This is a genomic window from Arenibacter nanhaiticus, from assembly GCF_900141935.1.
Lineage (GTDB): Bacteria > Bacteroidota > Bacteroidia > Flavobacteriales > Flavobacteriaceae > Arenibacter > Arenibacter nanhaiticus.
In genome coordinates this window covers 1-14350 of the sequence record NZ_FQYX01000018.1, presented here as the reverse complement: position 1 = coordinate 14350, position 14350 = coordinate 1, and the positions used below count along the sequence as shown (strand labels likewise).

The 14350-nt window shown below is 41.3% G+C and carries 7 protein-coding genes and 1 pseudogene; 2 read left to right on the top strand and 6 right to left on the bottom strand.

All coding sequences use genetic code 11. From position 1 onward, the window contains the following. Positions 1-26 precede the first annotated feature (26 nt). Together BUA16_RS11440 and BUA16_RS11435 are read right to left on the bottom strand one after the other, a co-directional pair. On the bottom strand, positions 27-1862 hold the full coding sequence (locus BUA16_RS11440; protein ID WP_072764888.1) for a RagB/SusD family nutrient uptake outer membrane protein: 1836 nt from the start codon (positions 1860-1862) through the stop codon (positions 27-29). A 26-nt stretch (positions 1863-1888) separates the two neighbouring features. Then, positions 1889-4999, bottom strand: coding sequence for a SusC/RagA family TonB-linked outer membrane protein (locus BUA16_RS11435; RefSeq protein WP_072764887.1), 3111 nt, complete (start codon positions 4997-4999; stop codon positions 1889-1891). A gap of 277 nt (positions 5000-5276) precedes the next feature. On the opposite strand from BUA16_RS11435, the gene BUA16_RS11430 reads away from it, so the two are divergent. Continuing rightward, a complete protein-coding gene (locus BUA16_RS11430) occupies positions 5277-6296 on the top strand; it encodes a LacI family DNA-binding transcriptional regulator (RefSeq protein WP_072764886.1) in 1020 nt (339 codons plus the stop codon). Between the two features lie 10 nt (positions 6297-6306). Next, complete coding sequence (locus BUA16_RS11425; RefSeq protein ID WP_072764885.1) at positions 6307-7227, top strand: ThuA domain-containing protein; 921 nt, start codon at positions 6307-6309, stop codon at positions 7225-7227. Between the two features lie 102 nt (positions 7228-7329). On the opposite strand, the gene uxaC is transcribed toward BUA16_RS11425, so the two are convergent. From uxaC to BUA16_RS11405, 4 genes and pseudogenes are all read right to left on the bottom strand, one after another. Further along, positions 7330-8739 carry a glucuronate isomerase gene (gene uxaC / locus BUA16_RS11420; protein WP_072764884.1) on the bottom strand — a complete coding sequence of 470 codons (1410 nt, stop codon included), beginning with the start codon at positions 8737-8739 and terminating at the stop codon, positions 7330-7332. Positions 8740-8862: 123 nt separating this feature from the next. Beyond that, positions 8863-11103: a DUF7133 domain-containing protein gene (locus tag BUA16_RS11415; RefSeq protein WP_072764883.1), complete on the bottom strand. Its 2241-nt coding sequence runs from the start codon at positions 11101-11103 to the stop codon at positions 8863-8865. 296 nt (positions 11104-11399) lie between these two features. Continuing rightward, entirely contained in the window at positions 11400-12980 is a 1581-nt protein-coding gene (locus BUA16_RS11410; protein WP_072764882.1) for an arylsulfatase, read from the bottom strand. 665 nt (positions 12981-13645) lie between these two features. Beyond that, positions 13646-14350: pseudogene (locus BUA16_RS11405) on the bottom strand (gfo/Idh/MocA family oxidoreductase); the annotation flags it as partial.

Sequence of the window (14350 nt, the reverse complement as noted above, 5' to 3'; positions counted from 1 at the left end):
ACAAAAAAACAACAACCTCTTTTCAGCTAAAATTCTTCAGGAATGGTCGTTAAAGGCGGTACATTGTTCTCAGCCCCTGGATATCCTTCGTTTTGATTGATGACCCCGCCTGTATTGGAATCTATTGCTCCTTGAGGGATAGGCCATAAAACATGATATGGACTCATCGTATATTCATCCCCATGGCGGGTAAAAACATTCTTGTTATAGAAATCGGTAGTTTCCATTATCCGATCGTAAAAGAAGTTATCCTGGCTAAAATTATCCATACTGTATACCTTACCGTTATAGGCAGCTTTCCCTGTTTTAGCGAAAAGATAGGAAATACGGTTTAATTCTGCTTTTCTAGGCTCCTCATAATAAAGCTCTCTTGCCCTTTCATCCAAAATAGTCGCTATAGTAACCTCGGCCACATCGGCTGCTCCTGCCCTATTTCTTACAGCATTGATATCGTCTGCAGCTAACCCCGTCTGGCCTTTCCAAAAATAAGCCTCTGCCCTTAACAAATAAGTTTCGGCCAATCGAAACACATACCAATCAGAATGGCCTCCTTGCGGTTTTAGGCGATCCGGATCATCGATGGCAAATTTGTAATGGGGCCATCCATAGTAGTTTCTAATGGTATCGTTGCACAATATATTTACCCCATCATTGGAATATAACTGTAAGTTTTTACCATAATAAGAATCACCTTGCCCGACCAATGCCGGATTGTTATACACTATATCTTCCATGTTCACCCAGTTCCCGGGAGCATGTCGCAAATCGTTCTCATCTTTCCAAATATGTTTGGTACTATAGGAGGTACCCCTACAGCGCCCTATTCCTCTTCCGTATTTTTGAATCAACTTAAAAGGGTCGTCCGTAGGAGAATCAAAGGTTCCTCTATTGCCTTCTGGGGTATTAAACCCTGCCCACCAAAGCGGCACGGCATTCCTTTGTACATTGGTTCCCCCATCGATGTTTCCTTCTATATCGATACGATCTATGACCAATAAAATAGCTTCTGTATTTTGTGGCAGACTTTTATTTTCGGCTTGGTGCAAATCCCACACTACATTCTTGGTCGGGTCGTTGGCATCGACCCCAAACCTTTCTGTCATTAATGTATGCACACCGCCATTAATAACCGCGCTTGCCGAGGCTATGGCATCGTCAAATTCGCCAAGGGCCAAATTCACCTTGGTCAACAAATGGTTAACGGCGGCCACATTGACCTCGCCCTTATCCTTCACTGCCGGCACCCATTGGGCGGCAAATTCCAAATTCTTTTTAAGTTCGAGCAAAATACTTTCCCTTGAATTGCTATAAAAATCTAATTTCGGCTTTGTAGCCTCTCCAGGAATAAAGGGAACATCTCCAAAACATTGCGTTAGGTTGTAATATCTATAGGCCCTATGAAAATAGGCTGTCCCTAAAATTTCATTTCTTACGGCTTCGGAGGGATAGGTAGCGTCATCTATTCTTGTGATCACTGTATTCGCATATTTTATTCCCTTAAAGCCTTCGTACCAGTACCATCCTATTCTATTGGTATTCGCACTGTTCAAATTCTTATCCGGTAGGATCATCAAATTAAGATCTTGGGCAGGACCAGACTTATCCGTTGTACCTTCTACGGCTACCTCCGAGAAAATATGTTGGGTAATTATAGGGGCGCCATCCCCATACCATTCATATCTTAAGTTTCTAAGGTTGGTTATATTTGCCGCACGCATACCGTCTTCATCGATAAATGTATTTTCAGGGGCATAAAAGGAAAGGGGTTTTGGTTCTAAAAAATCTTCGGAACAGCTAATTGCCCCCATTGCGGCTATCACTCCCGCTAGTATAGATTTGGTTATATTGCTATGTATTTTCATGATTCCAATGTTTTTATGTAAGGCTTTTACAATGTAATATTTAGTCCTAGGGTAAAGGTTCTTGGTGTAGGGCCGCTATTTTCCGGGTCCCAAAAATTCCATTCCTTGGTCCACACGGCGGCGTTTTTAATATTTCCGGATAACCTAAGAGAAGAAATCTGAAACTTTTCGGTAAGACGTTTTGGCAAGGTATATCCCAAGGAAACGTTTTGAAGTCTAATAAAGGACTTATCGACATAAACATTATAACTCGCTGAACCGTTGCTAGAGAATAATCGGGCTGCGTTATTAATTTGGTTATCCACAGTCCAATATGGCAGAACATACGAACTAGTTCGATCTCCGAATCCTTGATTTTTTGCTTGGTTATAACTTCCTTCATGCCCCCAATAGGAGTACATCATGAATGAAAAGTCCCAGTTCTGGAAAACCTCAAATTGGTTTCTTAAGGTCCATCTAAACCTAGGCGTAGAATACCCTAAAAACTGCTTATCTGCATTGGTATACAATTCGTCCCCATTGACATCGACCACCTTAAAATCGCCAGGCTGCACGCCATACTTTTTGGCTTCATCGGCCTCGTCCGTAGAATAGACCCCGTCTGTTTTTAAACCGTAATAACGGTCCGTAGATTGGCCTATGAACCAGCCGTTCGAGATATCATCGGCCTCTCTTTGGCCAATGACGTTGCCCTCATCATCCAATACATCTTGCAAATCACCATATAAATGCAAGATTTTGTTTCTGTTAACGGAAAAATTAAAGGAAGAGCTCCATTTAAAATTCTCGTTCGTTATATTTTTTGTGTTCAGCGAAAACTCAAAACCTTTATTCTCTACCTCTCCAAGGTTATCGAGAATACTGTTAAAACCGATAATATCGGGCAAGGATCTACTTACCAACAGATCTTTGGTGGTAGCTTTATAGAACTCCAGGGAGCCAGAGATTCTATTGTTTATAAACCCAAAGTCCAACCCTATATTATTGGCTTCTGTTCTTTCCCATTTTAAATTAGGATTAGACATGGTGTTCACATATAACTGGGACACGATATAAACACTGTTTGTGTTATCTACTAATTGGTATTTCCCCGTGTTTAAATCGGAAAGAGCCGCGTACCTTCCTATATCCCTATTTCCATTTTCTCCCCAAGAATATCTAAGTTTCAAAAAACTCAACCAACTTACATCATGTAAAAAATCTTCTTTGGAAAGTGTCCAGGCCAGTGCCAACGAGGGAAAGGTAGCCCTAGGGTTATTGACTCCGAAAGCAGAGTAGCCATCACGGCGCACCGAAGAGGTTAACAAATATTTATCCTTGTAAGAATAATTAAGTCTTCCCATTAGAGCATCTCCAGTACTGTATTGATCGTTGCTGGAAATCACGGGCAAAATTCCTGCCCCCATATTATGGTACCCCAAATTATCATTAGGATCAAAACCTTTATTAGACATGGTATTATCCCACGATTGATACTTTTCGGCATTGACCAAAAAGGTAAGATCTATGGCATGATGTTCCTCTATAGTAGTGTTGTAGGTAAAAATATTATCGAGCTGCCATTCATAAGATTTAGCATTTCTCCTACTGGCATCTCCCCCAAAAAACTGCCATTCCGGATGTTTACTGGATCTGTGGTTAAATACATCCAAGAAAGTATATCTATTGGTATAATTCACCTGGTAATTAATCCCTAAAGGCAGTTTGACCTTTGCAAACAAATTGGCATTCAAGGTATTGTATTTTGTTTCACGATCGGTAAACACTCTTCCTAGGTACGGGTTAACCCCTCCTGCACCAGCGTCATCCTGCGGGCTAAGCCTTATAGTAACTCCATCGTCCTCGTAAAAAGAACCCCACGGCGAATTCGCGGTAAAGTTTTGACTCACTGGGACCGAACCTTCATCACGCTCGGCAAACTGTGTATTTAAACCTACCGTGATAAAATCGTTCACCTTGGCTTCAAGGTTTAAGCGACTTCTAATGGTCGTAAACTTATCACCGACCACTATTCCTTCATTGGTGGTTGAACCGATGGACCAATAATACTTTACAGCCTCAGAATTTCCCGAAAGACTAAGGTTATAATCTTGTCGTATGCCCGTTTGGAAGGTTTTATCATACCAGTCTATTGACTTCCCTTCGAGGTAATTTTGAATTTCCACCGGCTGCAGGTTTAACCTTCTCAACCATACTTCTACGGGATCACCTGTTGAACCGTCATATGCCAACCAATCTTCCACGGATACTCCTGACAAATTCCTTGGATCCGAATATTCTTCGGGTGAGAAATTAACATTTGTACTTCTTGCCACATCTTTTCTCCAGTTTATATATCCATCTGGCCCATAAACAGGCTGATCTTTACTCAATGAGGTAAATCCGAGATTAGAACTAATATTGATAGTGGGCTTACCCCCGCTTCCCTTTTTTGTAGTAATAGTGATGACTCCGTTTGCAGCTCGGGCTCCAAAGACTGCCGCAGAACTGGCATCTTTGAGAACACTTACAGATTCTATATCCATAGGGTTGATATCGGATATATCCCCATTGTAAATAGTCCCGTCCAAAACTATCAAAGGACTCGACCCTGCGGTTAAAGTTGTATTTCCTCTGACCTGAAATCCGCTAACTCCTTTGGCCGAGGTGCTAAACCCTACTGATAATCCAGCGATATTCCCTCGGAGCAAATCGGAAACGTCATTAGGTTTTTCAATTTCCAAATTCTTTGTAGAGATCTGGCTCACAGCACCTGTTAAATCGGACTTTTTAGTCGTCCCATAGCCCACGACCACCACTTCATCTAGGGCTGCTGTTGAAGTTTGCATGATAACATTGACCGCAGTCCTTCCATTGAGTGAAACTTGTTGCTCCTGAAACCCGATAAAGGTGACCAACAATTCAATATTTGAATTGGCAACGGATATACTGAATTTCCCATCAAAATCGGCTACCGTACCATTGAGGGTACCTTTTTCTATTACCGAAGCTCCTGGCAAAGGAATCCCCTCTTCATCTACTACGGTACCCGACACCATAATATTATTTTGCCCATAGATGGCCGTGGAAAGAAACAAGCACCACAGCACAAAAAGAAAAGCTATTGGGCTGTTGTTTTTGCTAATTGAATTTTTCATACATCATGATTTAAAGTTTGGTTGGTTTTAGTTGTTTTTTACTCAAGGAGCTCTACTCCTAAGCTTTTGGTCTTCACAAATCTATATAAACACAACTAATTACGCAACCGATTGCATATTTATTGTGCAAAATTTTATATACTTTATTGACAATACTTACGACAAACACATCGTATATTACTTAATATACAGATATTACTAGCTTTTTAAACACCAACACTAATTGTTGCACTAATATTTCGTATTATTGCGATATATTTTTGCATTAAAACTCAGGATGAATAAAAGAATTACTATATATGATTTAGCCAAAACACTCAAGGTTTCCCCTGGAACGGTAAGCAGAAGCCTTAACAATCATCCGTCGATAAGCGATAAAACAAAACAAAGGGTCATTGCAAAAGCGAATGAATTAGGCTACAAGATCAATAAATTTGCCTCCAATCTAAGCAGTCAGAAATCGAATACCATAGGGGTTATTGTTCCCAAACTAAATTCAAATTTCATGTCCACTATTTTAGCGGGCATAGAAAAGGTAGTCAATGAAGCGGGATACAGCCTCATCATTAGCCAGTCCTTAGAATCAATGGAAAAGGAAAAGATAAATTCCATGACCCTTTTTAATAGTGGCGTTGATGCCATATTAGTTTCTCTTGCCTACGACACTACTGACTACGAGCATTTCACCCCCTTTATAAAACATAAAATTCCACTTATTTTTTTAGACAGGGTCCCTAATCTTCCCGAGTGCTTAACCCTTATCATTGACAACTATTTGGCGGGCTTTGAAGCTACCGAGCATTTAATTGAACAAGGGTGCAAGAACATTTTATATATAGGAGGAAACCAAAACCGAAATGTATACCTCGAACGTTTTAAAGGATACAGGGCCGCTCTTAAAAAACACGGTCTGGACTATAGTTTTGATGAACTTTTGGAAACTGACCTAGACCCAAGGAACATTGACGAAGTCATCACCTATATAAAAAACCATCCTACCCCCATAGATGGCCTTTTTGTGGCCAGTGATTCGTTTGCTGCCCACTGTATAAAGGAATTAAAAAAAGTCTCCTTTAAGATCCCTGAAGACATAAAGGTTGTAGGTTTTAACAACGACCCTATATCAGAACTTATCAGCCCTTCCCTGACTACCATCAATTACCCTGGCTACGAAATGGGAGTATTGGCAGGCCAAAGTGTCATCAACCAACTAAAAGGGAACATCGATATGCAAGCAACAAATGCCATTAGCCTGCGACACGAGCTTATAATCAGAGAATCATCAACCATTAAATAAAAATTACCTCATGAAAAATCAACATTGGCTTATATGCCTTTTTCTAGCCCTTTCATCAACGCTTATAGGCCAAAACAAAGAACCTATTGAGCTTACCCACCAATGGCTTTCCAAAATAGAATCTTTGGCCCCCTCGGCTCCAAGGGTGAAGTCTGATACCAAAAAGGTTCTGGTATTTTCCCAACACACTGGTTTTTACCATTGGACCATACCCCACAATGCTGAAATGCTTAAGATACTGGCTAAAAAATCGGGCGCTTTTGAAGTAACTATAGCCTACGACATCGATAGTTTTGATAAAAAAAACTTGCAGCAATACGATGCAGTAATCTTAAACAATTCTAATCCGGCCGGCCCAAAACGGGATCTGTTCTGGGATCTTTTAAAGAAGAACACCAGTCTTAGCGACGAAGCCATTGCTAAACGAGCTGCCCAATACCAACAAAACTTAATGTCTTATGTATCTAAGGGCGGAGGGTTACTGATCTTGCATGGCGCCATTACCGTTCAGAACAATTCTTCTGAATTTAGCAAGATGGTAGGAGGAAGCTTTGACTACCATCCTAAACAACAACAAATGCATTTAAAAGAAGTTGATGCCAACCATCCCTTGGTACAGGCCTTTGGCGGAAAAGGATTTACCCATGTAGACGAACCTTACTTTTTTAACAACGCCTATTTTGACTACAATTTCAGACCACTATTATATATAGAAGCAGACCAATTGGAGGATGTTAGAAAAGCAGTTAGCAACAATAAAATTTACGTTTCTTGGATCAAACGCCATGGAAAGGGAAGGGTATTCTACAGTTCGGCTTCCCATAACGCCCAAAGTTTAGAAAACCCACAATTCCTTCAGTTTCTATTAGACGGCATGCAATATGTTGTCGGGGATTTAGAATGTGACGACAGCCCTATTGGTATACAATAAGCTTTAACTTTTTAAAAACTTGATGAATAAAAAAGCGCATCTCATTTAAGATGCGCTTTTTTAATTCCATTCATGCCATAACAGGAGCCGTTATAAATAGTATTACCCTTTATTAAAATCGAAATAATTTTTTGCATTGTAATAGGAAATATCCTGTACAATTTTCCCCAACCATTTTTCATCGGCCGGCAATTCCCCATTGGCCACATCTTTCCCTATAAGGTTACATAGTATCCTTCTAAAATATTCGTGCCTTGTAAAAGACAAGAAGCTCCTAGAATCGGTCAGCATCCCTACAAAACAACTTAGAAGTCCAATATTGGAAAGCGCATTCATTTGTTTTTCCATCCCGTCCTTTTGATCTAAAAACCACCAACCAGAACCAAATTGCACCTTCCCTTTAACGCTTCCGTCATTAAAATTCCCCACCATAGCTGCCATTACTTCGTTGTCTGCCGGGTTTAGATTATAAACTATTGTTTTTGCCAATTGATCACTGCTATCCAATTCGTTCAAAAATCCGCTTAATGCTCTTGCCTGCGAAAAGTCGCCGATAGAATCGAATCCGGTGTCGGGTCCTAATTGTGTCAACAGCCTTTTGTTATTATCGCGAATTGCCCCTAAATGCCATTGTTGCACCCAACCTTTTTCATGGTAGCATTTCCCTAAAAACAAAAGCACCTGAGCCTTAAAGTAATGTACTTCTTCCGTAGTAACGGGCTTCCCTTCCTTGGCCTTGGCAAAAATATTTGTTATGGAGTAGGCTCCTTCTTTAAAGTGGTATAACTGTTCCAATCCATGGTCTGCCAAACGACAGCCGTGGTCGTGAAAATACGCTATTCGTTCTTTTAATGCTTGCAGGAGGTCTTCATAGGTTCCGATCTCCTTCTTAGACACTTCTGACAGCTTTTCTAAATAGTTTAGATAGGTAGCTCCCCCATCGACGGCAAAGGCCTTGTCCGGTCTAAAAGTGGGAAATGTTTTTGGGCTAATGCCCTGCTGCCCTATACTTGCATGATGTTGTAATGAATCTGTAGGATCATCGGTTGTACACAAGGACTCCACCTTTTGCTGTTGTAACAAACCAATGGAGGTATGTGAAGGCTGCTGAAGCATTGCCGAGGTTTTTTCATAAATGTCCTCTGCATTATTTGGTCCCAACAACTCCTGAATACCAAAATAACGTTGTAGTTCCAAATGTGTCCAATGGTACAAAGGGTTCCTTAAGGTATAGGGCACCGTTTCCGCCCATTTTAAAAACTTGTCCTTATCGGAGGCCTTCCCAGTGATGTATTTCTCATTGATTCCTAAGGCACGCATAGCCCGCCACTTATAATGGTCCCCTGCCAACCAAGCCTGACTGATGTTCTCAAAACCCCTATTTCTGGCAATTTCTTCGGCAGGCAGGTGGTTATGGTAATCTATTATCGGTAATTCCTTGGCATAATCGTGAAATAGGCGTTTGGAAAAATCGTTTTGCAACAGAAAATCGTCGCTGATAAAAGTCTTCATATTACTATTTGGTAAGTTTATTATTTATGGCTTTATCGTCCTTCATTTTTGGTCGTCTTATTTGGTACTTTAAGACTATTTTCTCCCTGACCTTAGCAGCTCAGAGAACTCCAATAAAGTTTCTTATTGCAATTGTTTTACATACTCCAACAATTCTCCCTCTGTATACTCCATCCCTTCTTTTGGCTTTTTACCCCTAAGTTCTTTCACTTTTTCCGGTGCCAATTGACTTGGCACATCAGAAAACGCATTGGTGATATAAGAAACAAGATCTGTAATATCCTTGTCGGAAATAGCCTCATTACTGGCCAAACCGGGCATGGTATGGTTATATTCATACACTTCTCCATTGACTGTCACTGGTCCTTTTAATCCATGGAGAATAATAAGGCCTAACCTTTCCATATGGTTAGCGACATATTCAGAATTTAACAAGGGGGGTGCCAACCCATCCATTCCTTCTCCTCCTGCTCCGTGGCAAGACGCACATATTTGACGAAATAACTTAGCGCCCTTGGTTCTAGTGTCCTCGGACAAACTTTTTCTTACGAAAATAGCATTCGGTTTTTGTTGCTTCTTTCGCTCTAAGCTTTTTGCAAGCAGTGTTTTGATATCATCTTGCAGCAGATCGCCACCACTTTCAATGGCCAGCTGAAAGTCAGATGCTGTCGTCGACATACCACTTATTAAGGCATCTTGAACAATTTTATGTTCTTTATAGGTATTGGACAATTGGTACACAATGGGAAAGAACTCTTCTTGGGAAACCTCGGCCCATACCCCTATGGAGGAGCTTAGGTATAGATCTAAGGCTACATCTTTTCTTTTCAAAACGTCTATAAAGAGATTTTTTGCCACGGCCACATTTTCCGCAGACGCAAAATCTTCGAGTAATACCAAGGCATGTGCGCTTACATCGGGATCGCTGTCCTTAGCAACCTCTATAAGGGTCGGCAACTTCAACGCCTCTAGGCCTTGTAAGGTATAGAGGGCATGTATTTGCGCCAGTGGTAAAATGGGGTCCAGGACCAACTTCTCTAGGTCGGCTATAACCTCTGTTTTGTTTTTAAAGACCAGATAATGTTGTGCCCTATCACGGATCCATCCATTTTTATTTTTTAACAATGCTAGCAGTTCCGAAGCTGATAATTTATCGAAATCACGGAGGCTTGTTGTTTCGGCCCCTTGTTTTTTAACCTTTAAAATTCTTCCGAAGTCTATAATGGTATCTAATTGTTTCTCTAGCGATTTTTCTTTTAAATAAGGGCTTAAATAGGCATGATGCCCAATGACGCCCCTATGCATATCGACAATATACATGCTTCCATCGGGACCGTTGGTTAAATTCACCGGGCGAAACCCCTCGTCATATGAGGCCACAAACTCCTTTCCCTGCCAGGCCTGTTCTGCGGAAATACGGTCGCCATTAAAGGACAGTATATTTCTTTTTATCAGGTTTGCTTCGGGAGCACAAACAAAGACATTTTGGTGGTAGTCCGAAGGAAACTGTCCTCCGCGATACACCAAGGGACCGCAGGCAGCCGTTACATTTACCAATAAGCTGTCCTTGTCTAAAATTCCCTTTTCATAGCCCCTGTTGACCGAGGCGGCATGTAGGGGATATACCCGCTGGTCCTTGGTCAGCATATGTCCTAGGCCTACCGTAGGAATATGATATTGGTTTCGGATCAGCCTATTGGGCAACATATAATCGCCCAACAACTGCCTGGAATTGTCATTGTAATAAAGTCGACCAAAATCATCATGGCTAATACCCCATTGTCCTCTAAAGGTAGTAGGTTCTTTTATCCATTGTCCATTTTTCCGTTGGTACCTAAAATGCGATTTGGCGTTGTAAATCCAGTTATCGACATTCATCATCAGCCCATTTGGCTGGTGCTCCGGGTTTCCATCGGCTGCGTAGAGGGAATCTACTACGATGGAATTGACGGGCTGATCATTTTCGATCTCCACAAAACGCAAATAAGGAGGTTCTGCATACAACAATCCCCCATATACATGTGCTAGTGCCCTAGGCATCACCAAGCTATCCAAAAATATTTTCACATGGTCCATGCGCCCATCATTATCCAAATCTTCCAGGATTTTTATAGATCCCGTCGGAAGCTCTTCCCCTGTACCATCAATATTGTTCATAAACCCTGGCATTTCGGCCACCCAAATTCGCCCCTTACTATCAAAATCCATAGCCACTGGAGCAACCAAAAGGGGTTCGGAGGCTACCATTTGAAGTTCAAATCCTTCTTCGACCTTATAATCTTCCAAAGAAATAATGGGTTCGTCATAGGATGTTTTACAAGAACATATTAATAGGAGAAAGAAAAAATAAGCAGGTAATTTCATTAAAAATACTGGTTTTTATAATTGGATAATTCTAGAGAAAAGATGGTTTTCAATAGTAAATTGGCAAATCGATCTAATGAAGTAGAAAGAAAAATGACAGCCCCTAAGTTAAAATTTTAAAACCATTCACGGAAATGAAAATCCCTGTTAAATGTAAACGATACATAAATTTTAAGGGATAATCACCGATAAATGCCGCATAAATATTAAGGGCAACCTTATTCTTCCGTAACTAAACCAAAAGATTAAGGTTGCCCCTATATAACAAAGCTTGTACGATATTTAATTATTCCTTGCTATTGTTCTAACAATCCGTTTTCGATCATGGGAATCCTGAAATTCTCGACTTCTGCATTTTGGTGTTCCCTAGCAAATATGGCGGCAGCTTGTTCCAAAATTTCCGGATGTTGTTCTGCCAAGTTGTTTTCTTCCCTCACATCGTCCTTAAGATTATAGAGTTCTAGGGTAGGTGTTTCATTTTTATTTTTCAGATTTCGTCTAAGCACTTTCCAATCGCCCATACGGATAGCCACTTGTCCGCCGTATTCTGGATACTCCCAAAATAAAAACTCATGTTGTTTTTGTTTCTCCTCAGCTCCTAAAAGTGTTGGCAAAAAGCTAATTCCATCAGTATCATCTGGCGCAGACTGTCCTGTCAGTTCCGTTAATGTGGCCATAACATCATAATGTGCCGAGATATGATCTGTAGTGCTGCCTGCCTTTATTTTTCCGGGCCATGAAGCAATCATAGGAATACGGATTCCCCCTTCGTACAAAAATCCTTTTCCATAGCCATACTCGCTTCTAAAAGGTTCAGCACTCTTAAACCAAGGAGAGTCTGTTCCTCCATTATAGGTAGGTCCGTTGTCTGAAGTAAACATAATCACGGTATTTTCGTAGATTCCTTCCTTTTTCAGTTGCGCCACTAGTTTCCCGACATTCTCGTCTAAATAAGAAACCATAGCCGCATAGGCAGCACGTGGATTCTTATGTGGAAAATAACTTTTGTTGCCCAAATAAGGTTCTTCGTCCCCAAATTTTTCGATATAATAATCTACCCAGCGCTTGGGTGCCTGTAGCGGTGCATGCGGAATAGGATCTGCCCAATACATAAAAAAGGGTTCCTTTTTATGGTCGTCTACAAATTGGGTAATCTTATCGAAGATCAACTCCGAGGCGTAATCATTTAGATCGTATTTGGCATAGCTAGCTTCTTTGTAAGGATCGGCTCCTTTCTCCAATTTGGTATTGGGAGCAATGGTATCATTGTTTAAATACACCCTGGTATTGTTCTCATACAAGTGTACCGGGTAATAGGTATGGGCTTGGCGCTGGCAGTTGAATCCAAAGAAATAATCGAAGCCAAAATTCGTAGGCACCGACTCCGTATGCGGTGCACCCAAGCCCCATTTTCCGACCATTCCCGTGGCATAGCCCGCCTCTTTAAGTTTTTGGGCAACGGTAACGGTACTCATAGGTATAGGGCGTTGCCCTTCTAAGGTAGAATCCTTTATGGCCGCCACGTAATTCCATACTTCTCCACGTTCTCTCCACTCATCGTTTCCTCTAACATAAGAGCGGCCAGAATGTTTCCCGGTCAGTAAATTATAGCGTGCCGGGGCACATACCGGCGCGCCGGTATAATGCTGGGTAAAAAGCATCCCGTTCTTTGCTAGGGCATCTATATTGGGAGTTTCTATTTTTTCCTGCCCGTACGCTCCCAATTCGGCATACCCCAAATCATCGGCCAAAATATAAATGATATTAGGCTTTTGATCCAAGTTTTGGACAGACACCTCTTTTTTTTCCCCCTTACAGGAAGAAAATAGTACTATAAAAGCCCCTAGTAGATAAAAATTTGACAACAATCGATTCATTCTTATGTAATTAATGTTTAATAAATATTTTATTTCTGACCTTCCAACGACTTTATATAATGGTTCCTGATGGACATTCAATTATTAGAGTCCCTGGAAAATAACTTGGTTGGCCCAAAACGTTTTTAAAAAATTTATAAAGTTAAATAAAATAGCTATCCCTAAAACTATGGTAACGGAGAACCAAATACGGAAACCTCCACATTTTTAGAAAAACCGGCATCTATTTCATCAGATTTCAACTTTAAGCAAGCCTGAAATACTTATTTTTAATAACCATCCGCCCTTCCTACTAAAAGAACTCCTTCCATAATTCTGGCCCAACCAGGTTTCTTAGATGAACTTTGGAAAAAAGAAATCTACTGTAGGATTCGGTGCATTATTATGCGTTAGGGACCGATGCGGCATCCCCGCAGCAGCGCAAGGGATATAGCAAAGGGCCCGACCGACGAAGGAGGGAACGCCCAACTACCCATGCCAATTCATGGCCTATCTGCTTAGGGAACGGGCGAGATTTCCTAGACAATACTTATTGTTAGCTTTTAATTCCTTCGCGTTCTAGAAAAAAGGGATGCCTAATTAAAGACATCCCCATGCAAACTAACTATAACCAAAACAATATGAAAACATACTTCTGCACTATTATTTTAAAATAGGCCCTGTTCCTAATAGGTCTCTTTCATCCAATTATAGGGGGCTCTTTTGATCCAGTTTCCTCTGGTAAAATCCGGGAAATCCTGTGGGGCCCCGTTGTTTTCAATAGACAGCTCGGACAATGGGGTCACTGCACTCCATGCCGCCGCGTCATAGGCATCCATCGGGGGTGCTATATTTTCCTTGGCCGATTCCACAAAGGCATTGATCACGAAAAAGTCAATTCCGCCATGGCCTGCTTCGGTAGCGCCGCTTCCGTGCTTCTTCCAAAGTGGGTGGTCGTATTCCTTGATATAGGAGTCCATGTCTTCCCAGCCATGTCCTTCGGTCTTTCCTTCGATATGAATCCTTTTGGTATGGTAGTCAAATTCGGAAATTCCGCTTACCCCTTGTACTCTAAAGCCTAAAGAATAAGGTCTTGGCAGGTTACAATCGTGGGTTACGATAATGGTTTCACCTTTTGCGGTTTCAATAGTAGTGGTAATCACATCGCCCTGTTTCCATTTAATTTTGGCATTAGGGTGGTCGGGCCCTCCTTTAGGGTGGTTCACAATATAGTTGTGCAGTCCCAATGGTTTTGAAGCGTGGGAGGTAAGGGATACAAATCTATTGCCTCGGTTTACATCGGCCATTACGGCTATTGGTCCCAACCCATGGGTAGGGTATACATCGGCATTTCGCAACAAGGAATGTTGGGTACGCCACCTGGCTTCCGA

Coding starts and splice junctions, on each gene's coding strand:
- BUA16_RS11440 (WP_072764888.1), bottom strand. CDS start 1,862: ATGAAAATACATAGCAATATAACCAAATCTATACTAGCGGGAGTGATA.
- BUA16_RS11435 (WP_072764887.1), bottom strand. CDS start 4,999: ATGAAAAATTCAATTAGCAAAAACAACAGCCCAATAGCTTTTCTTTTT.
- BUA16_RS11430 (WP_072764886.1), top strand. CDS start 5,277: ATGAATAAAAGAATTACTATATATGATTTAGCCAAAACACTCAAGGTT.
- BUA16_RS11425 (WP_072764885.1), top strand. CDS start 6,307: ATGAAAAATCAACATTGGCTTATATGCCTTTTTCTAGCCCTTTCATCA.
- uxaC (WP_072764884.1), bottom strand. CDS start 8,739: ATGAAGACTTTTATCAGCGACGATTTTCTGTTGCAAAACGATTTTTCC.
- BUA16_RS11415 (WP_072764883.1), bottom strand. CDS start 11,103: ATGAAATTACCTGCTTATTTTTTCTTTCTCCTATTAATATGTTCTTGT.
- BUA16_RS11410 (WP_072764882.1), bottom strand. CDS start 12,980: ATGAATCGATTGTTGTCAAATTTTTATCTACTAGGGGCTTTTATAGTA.